Annotated in this window: 3 protein-coding genes; 2 read left to right on the top strand and 1 reads right to left on the bottom strand. The window is 55.5% G+C overall.

Translation table 11 applies throughout. The annotated features are described in order from the left end of the window. Position 1: 1 nt before the first annotated feature. Positions 2-16,309, bottom strand: a complete 16,308-nt coding sequence (locus A5320_RS19570) for a non-ribosomal peptide synthetase (protein WP_068069232.1) — start codon at positions 16,307-16,309, stop codon at positions 2-4. A 651-nt stretch (positions 16,310-16,960) separates the two neighbouring features. On the opposite strand from A5320_RS19570, the gene A5320_RS19565 reads away from it, so the two are divergent. Both A5320_RS19565 and A5320_RS19560 read left to right on the top strand, forming a co-directional pair. Next, positions 16,961-17,182 carry an MbtH family protein gene (locus A5320_RS19565; RefSeq protein ID WP_068069228.1) on the top strand — a complete coding sequence of 74 codons (222 nt, stop codon included), beginning with the start codon at positions 16,961-16,963 and terminating at the stop codon, positions 17,180-17,182. A gap of 60 nt (positions 17,183-17,242) precedes the next feature. Then, the gene (locus A5320_RS19560; protein WP_068069224.1) at positions 17,243-18,082 is read left to right on the top strand and encodes an alpha/beta fold hydrolase; all 840 of its coding nucleotides are present in this window, start codon (positions 17,243-17,245) and stop codon (positions 18,080-18,082) included. Positions 18,083-18,094: the final 12 nt, after the last annotated feature.

Raw genomic sequence — 18,094 nt, 5'->3', positions numbered from 1 at the left:
ATCAGATCTCCAAAATATTGTGGTGTCCTGCAGCCGGTTCCGACTGGTCCTGCAGGTAATTCAGCAACCGGGCCAACCGGCTGATATCCGCATTGTCAAAAAATGCCCTGATGCTGATATGGCTGGAAAATTGCTGATTAATTCGTGCGAGCAGGCGAGTCGCCTGTAACGAATGCCCTCCCAGCTCAAAGAAATTCTCTTCGACACCTATCTGCTGCAAGCCAAGCGATTGCTGCCACAGTGCCAGTAAGGCTCGTTCAACGGCATTGCGTGGCGCCGTCTTCGCGATCGCCTGGGGACCTTCGGTGGGTCGCGGCAATGCTTTGCGATCAAGCTTGCCATTCGGAGTCAGCGGCAACGCCGGCACAACGACGATAGCGGCCGGCAACATATAGCCGGGCAACAATTCTCTGGCTTGCGCCTTTACTGTGGTTGCGATGATGTCGCCATTGCCTTCTGCCACCAGATAAGCCACCAGTTGCCCTTCATCGTTGTTGCCCGGCACGGCAAGCACTGCGGCCTGCCTGACGCCTGCACAACTTGCCAGTACCGCTTCGATTTCGGCAGGTTCGATGCGGAATCCGCGAATTTTGAGCTGATCGTCAACCCTTCCCAGATACTGCAAGGCGCCGTCAGGCAGATAACGCACCCGATCTCCGGTCCGATACAGCCGGGACACGCCGTTTTGATACGGGTTGCTGACAAAGCGCGCAGCAGTCAACTCAGGTTGTCGGTGGTAACCTCTGGCCAGACAAGCACCACCCAGATATAGCTCACCAGGCGCACCAAAAGGGACCAATCGCATCTTGGCGTCCAACACCAGCGCCACCGTATTGTCGACCGGCCGGCCAATATCCGGTGTCCCTGTCAGCACACTTCGAAAGCTATTCCAGGTCGAATAGGTAGTGTCCTCTGACGGACCATACAAATTACAAACCCGCTGGCAACTGGTTTCTGTCAGCAATCTGTTGACGGTTTTGCTATTAAGCGGTTCGCCGGCAAGATTGACCGTCAACACACCGGCAGGCAAGGCGCGGGCGTCCAGCAGCGCATTGATAGCCGAAGGCACCGTATTGATCAGAGTCACATCTATTTGCTGGTCTATCAGACTCAGCGCATCCGCCACCAGCACACAGCAGGCGCCGGTGCTTAACGGCAACAGCAATTCAAATACCGACAAATCGAAGTTCAGCGAAGTCGAGGCAAGCACCCTGGTCAGTTCGGTAGCGCTATAGCTTGCCGCAGCCCAACGCAACATAGCGACGGTATTGCGATGCTCAATGGCGACACCTTTTGGCCTGCCCGTCGAACCTGAGGTATAAATCACATAAGCCAACTGGTCGTTGCTGAATTGCAGCTGCAGATCAGTGGCGGCATAACTGTCGACATCAACTTTATCCAGACAGACCAGATGTGGCACCTGCAATTGTAATGTTGCTGCGATGCCACTTTCGGTCAGCACCACCTGCACCGCAGCATCAGCCAACATATAGTCGAGGCGCTGCCGCGGATACGCAGGGTCCAACGGCACATAGGCAGCCCCGCTTTTCAAGACGGCCAGGACAGCCACCACCATGTCGGCACCACGACCGGTACAGATGCCAACCAAAGTCGCAGGTCCAACACCCAACGTTTGCAGATGGCGAGCCAACCGGTTGGCACGACAGTTCAGTTCGATATAGCTGAGCAGCTCCCCGGCGACATCGAGCGCGACCTGAGCCGGCTGCCGGCTCACTTGCTGCTCAAACAGCTGATGCACCAGCGCGGCTGGTGTAGTGGCAGTCACCTTGCCGTTGCAACCGTGCAACAGCAGGTCGACTTCCCGGCTGGGCAACATATCAAGCTCAGCCAGCGGCAATGCTGGTTGGTGCGCCTTCTCAGCCAACGAGTTCAGCAACAGTTCAAGGTGTTCATTCAATGCCTGCACGCTGGCCTCTTTGAATAAGCCGCTGTCGTACAACCAAGCCAGCGTGGCGCCCTGTGCCGTTAATCTGATGTCGAGGTTCAGCTCGAATTTGGCTGGTGGCGCCAAAGGAGGTATTGCAGTTACCGTCAATCCGGTGAGATTCGGCACCGAGCTGCCAGACTGGCTGCTGTCATCGCCACTGACCGTGAACATAATTTGGAACAGCGGCGTGTGGCTTAAGCTGCCCGGCAGTTGCAGATGTTCAATCAGCAATTCGAACGGCAACTGTTGATAGGCCTGAGCAGCGAGATGGACCTGCCTGACATGTTGCAGAAATTCGCCGATGCTGGTGTGGTCCGTGGTAACCCTGAGCACCAGGGTATTGATAAAACAACCGATCAACGCTTCGGTTTCAGATTGCAAACGACCTGCCACCGGGCTGCCAACAACAATATCCTGACTGTCGCTATGACACGCCAACACCAGGGTAAAAGCGGCATGCAGCAGCATAAAAAGCGTCATGTCATATTGCCTGGCCAGCACCTGCAACTGCGCCCTGACGTCGTTACTGCACTGGCCGTACACCACGGCGCTGGCGCTGGTCTGCTGCAGCCTTGGTTTATCCAGCGGCAACGCATGAACCACGGGTAAACCGGCCAGTTGCTGCTGCCAGAATGTCAGTTGTCCGGCCAGTGCCGCCGGTTCCGACCATACTTGCCGCTGCCAACGGGCATAGTCGCTATATTGCACGGTCAATGCCGGCAAAGGCTGGGTCGAACCATAATAGTGGGCAAACTCCTGCAGCAGGATTGGCAACGACCAGCCGTCTGCCGCAATATGATGCAGATTCAACCACAGCACGGCAGTCGTTGCAGACAACCGGATCACCCCAGCTCGCAGCGGTAAATCCCGGCTTAACTCAAAAGGCTGCTCCAGATGCTGCCTGAGCAACTGCTTCAGGCCCTGCTCGCTCTGTTCAGGCAGTTCGTCCAACGTGAAACTGAAACCGGCTGCGTCGTCCAACACGCGCTGCAGCAACAGGTCATGCTGGTACTGGTACACAGTCCGCAGGATCTGATGCCGCGCAATTACTTGTCGCAGTGCCAATTCCATCCGCTGCGGATCGACATTCCCTTCCAATCGGTACATCAGCGGTATGTGGTAAGCGGACATGCCGTTTTGCAACTGTTCCACCAGCCACAGACGTTGCTGCGCGTATGAGACGGGTTGCCATTCGCCCGGCCGCGCCTGATACACCGTGATAGCCGCTATGGTGTCCAACGGCCCAGCCAGCAACTGCGCTATGGCAGCAATGGTCGGCGTGGCATAAAAAGCCTGCAGGCTGAGCCCGCTGGCAAAGGCACTGCACATGGCATTCAGCAGACGCACCGCCAGCAGCGAATGGCCGCCAAGTTCAAAAAAACTGCTGTCGCGGCTAATCCTATCCGCCGCTATATCCAGATACTGCGCCCAAATAGCAGCCAATTGCTGCTCCACAGGACCAATAGGCGCTGCATACGGCTGCGACAACGCAGTGAAATCAGGCAGCGGTAGGGCCTGCCGGTCGATTTTACCATTGGTGTTCAATGGCCATTCCTGCACCAGCAACATCGCTGCCGGCACCATATAGGATGGGACTATGGCTGCCAATTCCTGGCGGATCTGCGCCAGCTGCGTTGCAGCCTGTACGGCCAACTCAGCTCTGAGTTGCAGATAAGCGACCAATATGGTTTGACCACGCAGATCCGTCCTGGCCAGCACCACAGCACTGTCTATCGTCGACAGTTGGCTAAGCTGCACCGCAACTTCATCCGGTTCCAGCCGGAAACCACGGATCTGCACCTGATCGTCCAACCGCCCGAGGAACTCCAGATTGCCGTCCGGCAGATAACGAGCCAAGTCTCCCGATTTATACAACCGGGCAGCATTCCCAGGAACCGTCTCAGCAACATAAGGATTGGCGATGAAACGTTCGGCGGTCAAAACCGGATTGTGCAGGTAACCCTGTGCCAGCCCTGCACCGCCGATGTACAATTCGCCGACACTGCCGTAGGGTACCAGAGCTAAGTTCGCATCAAGCAACAACAGCGTCGTATTGTTGATAGCCTTGCCGATATCGACAGCTTTGTCGGTCCTCAGCAAACCTATGCTGGCGACATGGGTTTCACTCGGCCCGTAATGATTGTAAAACACGCAATGCGGGTGACGGGCAATAAAGGCAGTGGCTTTTTCGGTCAGACGCACTTTGTCGCCGGCGAAATAAACCTCTCTGAGCGCCGGCAAACACAACGCCGGCACATCCGCCAGAATGTCAAGGACGGCCGGCGGTAAAAAGACCCGCTCAATGGCCCAGTCCGCCAGCAAGGCCGGCAACTGGTCCAGCGCTTGCTTCTGCTGCTGCGACATCAGTTGCAAAGTAGACCCGCTCAATAAGGCGCTGATCACTTCCTGTACCGCCACGTCAAACCCAACTGAAGCGAACTGCAGCGTCAGCATGGCACCAGAGCCGTATCTGTCGCTGCCAATCGTACTGTAATACAAGTTGTTCAAAGTGCGATGAGTCTGACAGATACCCTTAGGGCGCCCTGTGCTGCCGGAGGTATACACCACATAGGCCATCCGCTGTCCGGACTGCCCCTCGTCCGGCAGATTTGCCATGCTGCAGTGCAGATAAGGCGCTGCAGGATCGTCCAATAGCAAAACAGGCCCGTGATAAGCCTGTGCAGGCGTGCCGAACTGTTGTAGCGACAACACCAGAGCCGGTGCCGCATCCTGCATTATCATCGCCAGCCGTTCAGCCGGCAACGCTGGGTCCAGCGGCACAAAAGCACCGCCGGCTTTCAGTATCGCCAACATCCCCAACACCATATAAGGTGTTCGCCCGACATAAAGCCCGACGGGCGTTTCGGCTGCCAACTGATACTGCGCCTGCAGATAGTGGGCGATTTGATTCGCCAGCGCGTTCAGTTCCGCATAAGACCAGTGTTGTGCTGCGCAGCGCAGTGCAATCGCAGTCGGCTGGCGCTGCACCGCGGCCTCAAACAGCGCCGTCACGGCTTGTTCCGACGGATTATCGCTGTATGTATGGTTGATGGTATGCAGCAGCTGCTGGCTTTCCGCCGCGGTCAACATCGGCAACTGCCATAGTTTGGCTGTCGCCGGCAGCTGTTCTGTCGCCAGGGCCGTCAGCATGATGCTGCAGTGCTGCGCCAAAGTGTCCACGTGTTCAGCAGCAAACAGCTGGCGGTCGTAAATCCAACGCAGTTCGCCGCCTTGCGCCGTCAACGTCAGGTCAATATGTAAATCAAAACGCGACGGGATGGCCGCCAGTTCAAAGGCATTGAACTGCCCTCCCTGCTGCGGCAAGCCAAAATCCGTATTGTCCGTCAACAGGATTTGAAACAACGGCGTATAAGCCGTGCTGCGCACTACATCCAACAGCTCGACCAAACGTTCGAACGGCAGGTCCTGGTTGATCTGCGCCTGCTGATAGACATGGCGTACATGGCTAAGATAAGCCGCCAGCGAGTCTTGTCTGGTCTTGAGCCGCACCACCAGCGTATTGACAAAACAGCCAACCAGCTGTTGCACCTGCGGTTGCTGGCGGTTGGCCACAGGCACGCCAATCACGATGTCGTCGCTGTTACTATGGCGGGATAGCACCTGAGCCAGCACCGCATGACAGAGCATAAAAGGCGATAAATGATGGCTGTTGGCCGCCGCCGACAGCTGTTGCACCCAGTCTGCGGTAAATTGACGGACGACCACCCCGCTTTGGTGCTGCTGAATGGCAGGACGCGGATAATCCAGCGGCAACCGATGCAGCGGTGCAACGCCTGCCAACTGCTCGCGCCAATACGCCAACTGCCCGGACAATTCAAGCCCGCGCTGCCAGGCGACATGGTCAGCATACTGGATAGTCAATGGTGGCAGCGGGTCCTGCAGCCCTTGCTGCAGAGCTTGATATAAGATGGTCAGTTCACGGCCTATGATAGCCATCGACCAACCATCCGCAGCGATGTGGTGTGTCACCAACTGCAGTACTGCAGACTGCTGGTCCAGTAGAAACACAGTGGCACGCAACAGCAGGTCCGTCGCCAGTGCGAATGGCCGATTGATATCCTGCCACTGCAATTCGGCCAGTTGCGCCTGCGACCGGCCACGCAGGTCGATGGTCCGCAGCGGTACAACAGCTGGCTGCCCGATAAACTGCAGCAACTGGCCCTGCTGTTCGGCATAGACAGTCCGCAAGGTTTCATGCCGCATGACCAGTGCAGACAGCGCTTGCTGCAACACTGCCAGATCCAGCTCGCCAGCCACCCGATATAACAACGGCACATGATATTCGGCGGAACCTGCCTGCAGCTTATCAAGAAACCACAACCGCTGCTGACTCCAGGATACCGCCAGTCCAGCCTCATCCCGGCTGATAACGGTCACAGCCGGAGCTGTCGTCGATGTCGCGGCAATAGTCGCGGCGAGGGCTCTAATCGTTGGTGAGGTAAACAAAGTCGGCAAGTCCAGTTGGCAGCCGAACTGATTGGATATTTCGCCGAGCAAACGGATCAGCAGTAAAGAATGTCCGCCTAGGCTGTAAAAATCCGCCGTGACGCTGATGCAGGCGGCCTCCAGCTGCAGCAGCTGTGCCATGATCCGGCAAAGTTGCTGCTCTGTTGCCGTACTGGCAGGCACATGGTCCGGTAATGCAATGATGCCGGGCTGCTGCAGAGCGTTTCTGTCTACCTTCCCATTGGTGGTCAGCGGCATCGCCTCAATCAGCGCTATACCAGACGGCACCATATAAGACGGCAACTGCGTTCTGGCCAACGCCAACAGCGACGCCACCAGTTCCTGCGGTGCCGCCACAACCGGTACGACCCAGGCCAGCAGGAGCACGACTCCGTCAGCCGTTGTTCTGCTATCGACGACCACCTGGCGGACCGCCGGATGTCCAGCCAACAAGGTTTCAATTTCAGCGGGCTCGATACGAAAACCGCGGATCTTCAACTGACGGTCCCGCCGCCCCAGATACTCGATGTTGCCATCTGCCAGCAACCGCCCCAAATCGCCGGTGCGGTACAGTCTTGCCCCCGGCACCGTACCGAAAGGATCAGGCAAAAACTGTTCGGCAGTCAGTGCTGCCCGCTGTAAATAACCCAAGCTGACGCCGTTGCCGCCAAGCCATAACTCCCCAGGCACACCCGGTGGGCATAAGGCGCCGGCTTCGCTGACGACATAACACTGAGTATGCGACACCGGCTTGCCGATATGCACTGCGGCTGCCTGTTGACTGAGCTGCGCCATAGTCGACCAGACTGTCGCCTCGGTCGGCCCATACATATTCCACAACGTGTTGACCCGTGGGCTGAGTTCGGCGCACAGCTTTGCCGGCAACGCTTCGCCGCCGACCAGAGCGGTCAGATCCCGCTTCCCTTGCCAGCCCTGAGCCAGCAACATCTGCCAGCTGACCGGTGTCGCCTGCATCAGCGTGATGTCATGATTGTCAAGCAACGTCATCAACGCTGTCGCATCAAGCGCCGCCGCGGCGTCGGCCAACACGACAGTGCCACCCGTGCAAATCGGTAGAAACAGTTCTAGCACTGCAATATCAAAGGATACTGTGGTGATGGCCAACACCCGTTCGCAGCAATTGGAAGGCAACTGCTGCGACATTGCCTGCAGAAAATTCGCCACATTCTGCTGACTGACCACCACCCCTTTGGGGATGCCTGTGCTGCCGGACGTGTAAAGCACGTAGGCTGGGGCCTGCGGCGCCACGTCGACCACAGGGTTGTCATGCAACGTCGAGCAGGTATGGAGATCCAACAGCGGTATCCGACCAATCTGCGACAAAGTCTGCACCGTGCCGACAACCAGACGGGCTGCGCTATGCTCAAGCTGATAATTGATGCGTGCCGCCGGTAACTGAGGGTCTACCGGCACATAGCAAGCGCCGGCTTTCAGCACTGCAAGCAGCGCACACAACAGCTCGGCCGACCGATTGACACAAACAGCTACCGGCTCTGCGACAGTCACCCCTCGTGCCAATAAAGCTGCGGCAATACCATTGGCGCGGGCATTGAGCTCGGCATAACTGAGCCTGACATCATGACAAATCAGCGCGACAGCGTCCGGAGTGCTGGCAGCCTGAGCTTCAAACAGCAGGTGCAGCAAACGGCTGCGATCAGCTGTTAAGGCGGTATCAGCCCGAAAGAAAGGTAGCGAGCCATAAAGAGCAGCGCTGTCTATCGGTGCGTTAATGTTGCCAAGCAGATGGTCGAGGATGCGTTCGACATAAGTCCAGGCACGGGTCAGCCACTCCTGATCAAAAGCCTGCGGACTCAACGTCAGCTGCAGGCTGTGTCTGTCCTGTGCCTCGAATTTCTGCACAAAAAAGCTCATCAGGTAATTGGCTTCATTAAGGCCGCCGGCGCTTTGCAAAATACCATCCAGTTCATCAAGCAGCCGGAAATTCATGAAATTAAACAGAGTTGCCGAAAAATCCAGCGCCGTTTGCTGTTGCACCGCAGCCAGCGGATAATGCCGGTGTTGGTTCAGCTGTTTCAGGTTTCGTTCCAGCAACAACAGCAAATCCAGCCAGCTCAACGCCTGGATATTGACTCTGACAGGTAAAGAATTCAGGAACATCCCAATGGTCCGTTCGCCATCGACAATTTCCGGTCTGCCATGGCTGACGACCGAGCCCAGCACATCCTGACGCCCATCCAGCAAGGACAACAGCACGATATAAACACTGCACCAGATGCTTTTTTCCTGAACACCCAGCGTGGCTGCCAGCATGCTGACCGCTTTACTGTGGCTGGCGGCAATCGGATAGTGCCTGCTCAGGTTTTGCGTGGTCTTCGTTGCCAGCCACCAGGGGGGAGTCGCGCCGGCCAACGTCGTCTGCCAGTATTGCCGGTGCAGTTCGTTGGCCAGCGCCTGCCGTTCAGCAACCAGATGCAGCCGGTATGATGGCGGCTCCAACGGCTCTGGCAAAACGTCGCCACGCGCCAGCGTCTGCAGCACAGCCACCAGTTCGCTCAGCAGAATCGAATCGGACCAGCCGTCCATCAAAGCGTGATGCACAACCAACCCCAGCATCAGCCTATCATCCGGCAGCAGGCATAACGTAAAACGCCACAAGCTGCCTTGTAGAGCAAAGCCAGCAGCATCTTCCTGCTGCATCCAGTCCCTGATGGCCGGCTCTTCAGCGGCAGCATCCAGCGCCGACCAGTCCAGCAGCCGGTAACAAGGTTCAGCCGTTTTCGTCACCACCTGCAACTGGGTCCGACCTTCGACCAAAAAGCGGGTCCGGTAAGCGGCATGCCGTTTGATGATATAACGCAGCGCCTGTTCAAAGTGCTCACTGTGCCAAGGCATCTTCAGCACGTAATACATAACATTGTGATAGACGCCGAGCTGCTGCTGCAGCAAAGAATGGTAAATCATGCCCTGCTGGCCACTGGACAGCGGATAGGCATCCACCAACGTTGCTGGCTCCAGCTGCGCGTGCAGCAACAGGCGCTGTTCTTCATCCAGTAGTGAAAACGGCTGATACGGTGGCTCGGCTGATACCTGTTCCTGTCGCAGTGCAACATCGGCCAGTGCTGCGATAGTCGGATGTTCGAAAATGTCGGCCAGCGTAAATGCCAGCCCCGCCGCTTTGGCCTGGCCGACCAGAGCAACAGCCGACAGCGAATCGCCGCCCAGCTTAAAATAATGATCCTGCGTACCAATTTTGTCTAAGGACAAATTGTGCTGCCAAAGCTCAACCAGCACCTGCTGTAACTCTGTGACCGGCGCGACATAACGCCCTACAGCATAGGCTTTGTCATCTGGCCTCGGCAGGCCGGCCCGATCAATTTTACCGTGGACGGTCAGCGGTAGCCCGGTCAACTGCACCAACGCCACTGGGATCATGTGATCAGGCAGGCGAGCCTGTAAAAAGGCCTTCACAGACAGATGGCGCTGGCCAAATTCCGCGTCATCATCATTGTCGACCACCAGATAGCCAACCAGTTTCTTGTCACCGGGGCTGTCCTGCCGCACCATCACCACCGCAGCTGAAACGGCGGGGTGCTCGCACAGAACCCGTTCAATCTCGCCAGGCTCAATCCGGTAACCTCGCAGTTTGACCTGCTGATCCGCACGGCCGACAAATTCTAACTTTCCATCGGGGCGGTAGCGCGCCAGATCACCGCTGCGATAAAGCCGCTCTCCTGGCGTCTGAGCAAAAGGGTTAGGCAGGTAGGCCGCCGCCGTCATGGCAGCCTGTTCCAGATAACCACGCGCCAGTTGCGTCCCGCCTATATACAACTCTCCAATATGGCCGGCCGGCAACAGATTCATCTGCTCGTCCAGCAGGTAACACTGGTTGTTCTGCAGCGGCGTGCCCAGCACTATCTCACCTTGTTCAAACAGATCGGTAGCGACACAAACTGTCGTTTCAGTAGGCCCGTAAGCACCAAACAACCGGCATTGCGCCGCCCAACTGGCGGCAACTTGCGGTGGCAGCGGCTCACCGCCGACCACCAGGGTTCGGACCGTGGCATAGTCCGTTGCGGTCAAATGCCCCAGAATCGCCGGCGTCAAGGTCAGATGGTTGATCTGCTGTGCATCGATCACCTGTCTGAGTCTGGCCGGGTTTTTACAATCCAGTGCGGCTATCAGGCACAAGGTGCCGCCGGCACATAATGGCATCATGATTTCAGAAGCGGCAACATCAAAACTCAGCGAAAAAAACTGCAAGGCACGGCTATCGCTGTGCAGGCCAAAACGTTCATTCTGGGCCATGGTCAGGTTGTACCAACCACCATGCCTGACACCAACCCCCTTCGGCTTGCCGGTACTGCCGGAGGTGAAGATCAGATAACACAGACTGTCGGCGCAAATCCCCGTTTCAGCAAGGGATGGGTTATGCCCCGGCAGATGGCCAAATGACTGGGTATGCTGGTCGCTGTCGATGCTGACATAACGATAGCTGTGCAAAAACAGCAGATCTGTTGTCAGATGAGATTCGGTCAGGATCAACTGACAACCGCTGTGCGCAACCAGATACTCCAACCGCTCTTCAGGGTATTCCGGGTCCAGCGGCACGTAACAACCGCCAGCTTTAAGGATAGCCAGTAAGCCAACCACCATTGCAATGGACCGCTCAACGCATAAGCCGACCCTGCTTTCCAGGCCTATGCCTTTGCTACGAAGGAACCAAGCCAGTTGATTGGCCCGTTGATTCAGTTCGGCATAGCTCAACTGCTCCTGTGCGAAACGTACCGCCACTGCAGTCGGCCTGGCTGCCGCCTGTTGCTCAAATTGTGTGAAGACCGTTGCAGCTGGCCCGGCCAAGCTGGCGGTACTATTGAGTTGCCTGAGCTGCCGTTCCTGCTCTGCTTCTGTCAACAGCGCAAAACGCCACAGCGGCCAGTCCGGTTCAGTGCAGATCTGCTCCAGCAGCAACAACCAATGTTCTGCCAGCCGCGCTATGGTCCCGGCAGTAAAAATCGCCTGACAGTACTCAAAGCGCCCCTTCAGTTCACCCAGTACAGTTTCCATTTCCAGCCGCAGATCCAACTGAGTTTCAGCCAATTTACTGTCCAGAAAACTGAATTGGCCGTTGAGAAATTCCTCAACAGCACTCGGCGTATTGTGAAAGGTAAAGACCACCTGTACCAAAGGCGGCACATTCCCGGCGCTCCTTGTCGCGTGCCGGGCTTGCTGCTGGACCACGCTTGCAAATGGCAACGTCAGTTGATCCCTGGCCTGCTTTTTATATTGATGAACCGCATCTACCAGTTGTCGAAATGGCATCTCTTCAGCAAGACGACTGCGACAGACCATCGTGTTGGCAAAGTATCCGATGGTCTCGCGATAGGTGGCCGGTTCCCGGTTGCCAACCGCCACCCCAAGCAACAGATCCTGCTGATGGCTATAGCGATAAAGCAGCAGATTAAACGCCGCCAGCAGCAGACTATGCAGATTGCAGTTATATTCCCGGCATGCCAGCTGCAAATCTTCTCGCAGTCGGTTAGGCACTTCAAAATGCTCATAGGCGCAGCGATAGTCACGTTGCAGCGGTCTGGCTTTATCCAGCGGTAACTCCAGCAATGGCGGCGCATCTGCCAATTTTTCGCGCCAAAACGCCGACTGAGCAGCAAAAGTGCCATCCGCCGTACGCTGTTGCAGCCAATCGGCATACTGAGCAAAGCCGGCTGCGACGACGGAACTGTCCGGCTTGCCGCCCTGGCAAAGCTGCTGATAGATCTGGGCCAGTTCGCGAAACAGCAACCGCACTGACCAACCGTCGATGATCAGATGATGGCTGGTTAGCAGCAGTACCCAACGTTTGTCTGCCAACTTCAACAGTCTGGCTCGCAACGGGTGGCTGTGCTGTAATTCAAAACGAGTCGTCGCTTCCAGTTGTTGATAGTGCGCCAGTTGCTCGGCGCGCTGACGAGCTGGCAAGCTACTCAGATCGACGACCGTCAGCTCAGTGGGAGCCAGCTGTTGTGGCAACAGCTGCAGTTCGCCGTCTTGCTCGACAAAATGACTTCGCAGCACCGGATGACGCGCCAGCAAGCAATCAATGCTATGCGACAACAATTGCACGTCAACCTGAGCCCGCAGCTGCACGGTCAACGGAACCTGGAAGGCCAGCGCTCCATGCCCCAACTTGTGCAGCAACCACATCGCTTGCTGGCTGACAGTTGCAGTTATGCTAGCCACCGCCTGACCTGCCGACACCTGCGGCACAGCGCTATCGGGCGCGGCAACAGACTCGCCGACCAGCTGCATCACAGTTTCATGATGGCTGGTCTGCAGGTATGCAGCCAATGCGTCAATGGTCAGATAGTCGAACAACAAGGTTTTAGGCAAGCGGCCAAAATCGCGCTCCAACGCCACGGCAATTTCGATAATGGCAAAGGAATCTATCGCCAGCGCATCATAGGTCAGAGCCGGATCAAAGTGTTGCGGTGGCAAAGTCGTGATGCGGGCAAACAGGGTCACCAGATAGCGCCGGACGGCTGACAGAACGGATGGCACTGCGACAGCAGCCGAACCGGATGTAACTGGCGCTACCGGAGATTCGACAATGAACTGGCTGGGCTGTTGATTCGCCGCAACCGGCTCGCCGGCTACCGGTGCCAAGACCGTCGGTTTAAAGGTCAGCGCCGACAGCACTGCAGCCGGAAACATGTGCCATTGCACTTCGCCGTCGGTTTCGACAGAACTTGCCGGTTGTTGCCTGATAAACTGCATCGCCGGCTGGTTCCTGGCAGTCACGGTCACTGCCGTCCGGACCTGTGCAACCCCAGCCGCCAACGCCGCTTTGCCAACATAAGCCAGCAACGCATGCTCAATACCTTTGCCCAACACCCGACAGCTCAGCAGAAACACGTCGAGCAGGCAGCTATCGTCCGTCAGACAGAAAGAGGCCAAGCCGCTCAAACCGTAGTGGCCGAAACGGTCTCGCACATCCAGCAACACAGCAGTACGCCGGTCATCCGCCAGCAACGCGGTAAGCTCAGCAGCTGTATAACTTTGTTTATGCAGATTGAACTGATTGGTACGAGCCGTCAGTTGCGCCGCCCGCCCTATGTTGCCGCCGGTCACAGGCAAAAAATCGAGCTGCAACTGCAGGCTGGCAATAAAATCCTGTAAAGAAGCAAATTCATCGCGGGCCTGTTCGCGCAGCAAATGCTCTTGATACATCCTAGAACGCTGCAAATCCTCAGCCGTCACCTGACCTGTACCGAAAAAACCTATCCTGCGCAGCAAAGCGGGGAGCTGCGTCTGGTCCTGCGGTAGGCTCAGAGTCAATACCTCAGGTTGCTGCGCACGCATCGCTGCCCGTTCTACCGGGTTGTCGTCGATAAAAATAAAATGACTGGGTGACAGATTGAAGCTGGCAGCAACGGCGGCCAGATTGTCAGGTTTAGGCTGCCAGTTCACCGCCGCCGCGTTGATATCCTGCCAGCGCAACAACATGTGACTGTTACGCTCAAACACCGCAGTGACATCCGCCATATGGTTCTTGCTTAGCAGACACAGCAGCATGCCCTGTTGCACCTGCTCGACCAGAAAAGCCTGCAACAGGAGGCAGGACTCGGTGACCTGCATCAATTCAGGCGCTTCTTCGCCGCAGACACCCTGCCATAACGTATTGTCGGCATCCACAGCTATCACTTTGTAGTATGGATAGCTGAAGCAGACGATTTGTCTGGCCAGCAATGCAGCCAACTGCCGGAAATAAGCGGCCTGATAAGGAATATTGCCTATCGCATCGCGACTGGCATCGTAATAACTGTCGACAAGCTGCTCGGTGTAATCGGCGACATGCAGCAACTTCACCACCGCGCCGGGACTTAATTGCAGTTGCAGCTGCGCCAGCAAAGCTGCGCTGCTCTGGCTGTCCAGCAATTCCATGCCGACAGGCGAAGGCGGACAAAGCGCCACCACTGCCGTATTACCGTGCTGCGCGACAAAGTGTAACAAGGCAGCGGTAAATTCCTGCAGATGACTACTGATGCTGTCCAGTTGGGCGCTGCTGTGCTGTTGTCTGCCGCGGACTGCATAAATATTGGTCAGCCCTGAGCCTTGCAGTCCCTGCTCTTCTCTGAACTGTAAGTCAAAGCCCCGCTCAATCAGCAGCTGTTTGATATGCTGCAGACGCTCGCCATGCTGATCATGCACTTCCACGACTATTTGCCTGATCTTCGGCCAATCCTGCTCAGACAAACCCAACAGGATTTCAAGCTCGCATTTTTCTGCGTCGATTTTAAGCAAATCAATACGTTCAACCGCATGTTCGGCGATGACGCCCGTCAGGCTACGCAATTGGCACTGCAGCGTTTCGCAATCAAGACGTCCCTGCATATAAATATCGACCAATTCATCCAGCGCCTGCGGGTCACTATCACCGAGCCTTGCCGCAACGGCATTGCGCACTGAAGTGCGGATAGCGAACTCATCCAGTTCCCTGTCCGAGTGGAAGCCGGAAAAAACCGACGAATTGGGGTAAAAGGTAAAGGCAGCGACACCATCGGCATCATTGATGCCGAAGTTGAAGGGAATAATGCTGCCATTGCCATAAAGCCTGGCATTGCATTGCAGGGCGGCAAAAGCCTGTGGCGAAGGTTCAAAAGCGTAAATGCGGATATCGCGGCAACGATTCAGCACAGACAAGGCGAACAGACCAATATTGGCCCCGATATCGAACACTACATCACCGGGTGCCAGCGTAATACCGTGGTGTTCATATACCCGGTCAACAAAAATTTCCTGAAACAAATAATTGCTTTCATAGCTGTTCAGATGAGCTATTTTCATGCCGTTCGGCAGCTCATGATGCTTTCTGTCAGCCAGTTCAACTGTAACAGCTGCGGCCAAATCCTCAGGGGCTGCCGCAGCTGTCTGAAACACAAAATCTTCCAGACGCAGTAAAAAAATATTGGTTGCCGCAGCGTCCCGTTGCAGACTGCTGTCCGGACGAAGCAGTTCCTGCAGCAATTGACGATAAGGAGCCTGCACCAGTTGCGCCGGCCTGCCCAGTTCATGTAAAAACTGCTGCAAAGGTTTATGCAGAGGTTCCGTGACAAAAGTGGCGGCCACAGTCAGCCGCAGCTCAGCGGCGGCTTGGCGTTTAAGGTAACTTTTTACGTTCAGACCTTCGAATATCGCCAACGGACGCTTCGCATCGTCATGCAACAACACATCGTAACAGGCCTGTCTGCCGTCTGCAGTCTGTTGCCGCAGCACTGCAGTCACGGCAAAACGAGCCGGCAATGGCGCCAGCACCATTAACCTTTCCGCACTGAGCGGCACTTTGACATCCAAAGCAGGCCACAATGACAACTGATGCACCAGCACTACCTGAATGGCGGCATCATAAGCATAATGGTCAAACCCGGCCGCCGCCGGCTGCGCCAACACTACGGCTGCGTGTGCCTGCCGGGTATCCCATTGTATAGTTTCCAGCGTCTTGAAACGTCCCTGATAACACAGGCCCCGCTGCGCAAATTGCTGATAAATATCCGCCTGTTCGATGCTGACAAGGCCAGTCGCAACAGACTGGAAACGTGAAGTGTCGACCTCTGCACTGCCCCAGTGCAACTCGCCGCGGCAACACAAAGTTTGTGCAGACATCAGCTCAAAATGAGAAATTGCCCTTTCGCGACGAATTCGACCATGTAAGCTGTGCTGCTGATGTAACGCCGCTACCCAGACCAGCGAAGAAAAGATCGTCTGCCCACCTGACTCCTCAGCAAACTGAGACTGGGCATACTGATAAATCAGCTGTAAGTAACCTGTCGCCGGGAATATGCCCTGACCAGCCAATTGGTGATGGACAAAATCATCCTCGTGGGCAGACAACGGAACTTCGATGGTGGATGCTTCGTTCATGTGAAGTCGGATTCCATGTTCTAGTTAGTTAATGCTCCCTGACGGCAAAGAAACCTGCCGCCGTCTTAACTCGCAACACCACAGCGGGCATGATGAAGATGCAACAGCGCACTGACAGAACCTGTGATCTGGCAGAGCTTTAGCAAAGGCCTGACCCATTGGCGAAATGACCGGAATATCGGTCTGATAGCAGGGTTATTCCCCTTTCTGCGTCCAGCCAGTGCCGGTCATCATCAACCCGACTGCATGAATGTAACAAATAAAACACATGTTTTGAATGTATTTATCCGTCATCCCAAAATTATTTACGTGCTGTTGGCAAAGCATATTTATTGAATGCTATGTTCACATAACTGTAACCAGTCTCAACCAACCTATGCAGCAACGACTCGACGGGACAAAAAAAAATGCCCATGAGCTTGCCATACGGGAACAGGCTGATATAGATTGTTAAAAAGTTAGGCAGGTAAAGCATAATTGCTCATCAAGCATTAACATATGCGCATTTGACAAACACCTGTCGGATGCTGCTTTGCCACCTGCACCAGGCAATACTTTGGATCTACCTGGTGCGCCGGACCAGCCGTTGTCATCCGTTCACTGATGGGCTGACGGGCGCCCCCCTCATAGTAATAAACAGGAAAGTTAAATATGGCTAACGATACCGAAGACAACCGTCTCTATAACGTCGTGATCAACGACGAGCTCCAATATTCAATCTGGCTAGCTGATCGGGAAAATGCTCCAGGCTGGAGAAGTGAAGGAAAATCAGGCAGCAAAGCCGAGTGTCTCGCTTATATAGATGAAGTCTGGACCGATCTGCGTCCGCTGAGCTTGCGTAAACATATGGAAAAGCTCAATCAGCCAACGTGAGATTTGATTTAACCGGGCCGGTGCAGCCGATGTGCCGGGCCTGGCAGCACAGGAGCCGCTATGCACAAGTATTCAACGGTCAGTCACGATGGCTTTGCTTTAACCTATGCAGTGGGCGAGCTGAAAGCTGACAATCCCTGGATAGCTCTGATTATCCCTTTTGGCCTGCAAGTCGACGCTGCCTGTCATTTTTTTGACTTTTTTGCACCGCACTATAATGTGATCAGCTGGGAAACCCGCAATATTCTTGAAGATTCGGAGCGGTCCGTTGCAGTGCATGAGTTTACCATTGAGAACCATGTGTTTGATATGAAGGCTGTCCTTGATGACGCCGGCATCACCAGCTGTACTGTCGTTGGCTATTGCTCAGGCGCAGGGGTGGCACTAGCTGCCGCCAATCGTTTTCCAAATATTATCAATGATATGGTGTTATTGCATGGCGAATATGCCATGCTGCATTCGCAAGAATATACCACTCAGTTTGCTGCCGAAATCGATTCCTTATTGACTCTGGCTGCAACAGATGAAGATCTGTTGACCACAGTCTTCGACAAAATCAGCACAGGCCGTCTGCAACAGAACGGTAACCAGCCGGAAGCTATAGATCTGCCTTTCACCCGCAAGTGTTATCTGCGTCGTCACTGCGCTAATTACCTAGCTTACAAGGCTGTCGACTATGAAGCGTTGGCCAAATATGCCAGCCATAAAACGCTGGTGATGAGTGGCGGAAGAGATGTCCAGACCAATATCGCCAGTTCCAGACGCATCTATGATCTGCTGCCCAACGCGCAGCTACATATTGATCCGCAGGCAGACCATTACGAGGTTTTACGTGAAAGTTCAGCCGTCATGGTCACTATCTGGAACTACCTTTACGACCAGAGGCAGCAGGCATCCTGATGCCTAGTAGTT

Source organism: Rheinheimera sp. SA_1, assembly GCF_001669775.1.
In the GTDB taxonomy this organism is placed as follows: domain Bacteria; phylum Pseudomonadota; class Gammaproteobacteria; order Enterobacterales; family Alteromonadaceae; genus Pararheinheimera.
Note: the sequence above shows the minus strand (reverse complement) of the source record. Positions and strands in the feature narration are given on the sequence as shown.

Coding starts and splice junctions, on each gene's coding strand:
- A5320_RS19570 (WP_068069232.1), bottom strand. CDS start 16,309: ATGAACGAAGCATCCACCATCGAAGTTCCGTTGTCTGCCCACGAGGAT.
- A5320_RS19565 (WP_068069228.1), top strand. CDS start 16,961: ATGGCTAACGATACCGAAGACAACCGTCTCTATAACGTCGTGATCAAC.
- A5320_RS19560 (WP_068069224.1), top strand. CDS start 17,243: ATGCACAAGTATTCAACGGTCAGTCACGATGGCTTTGCTTTAACCTAT.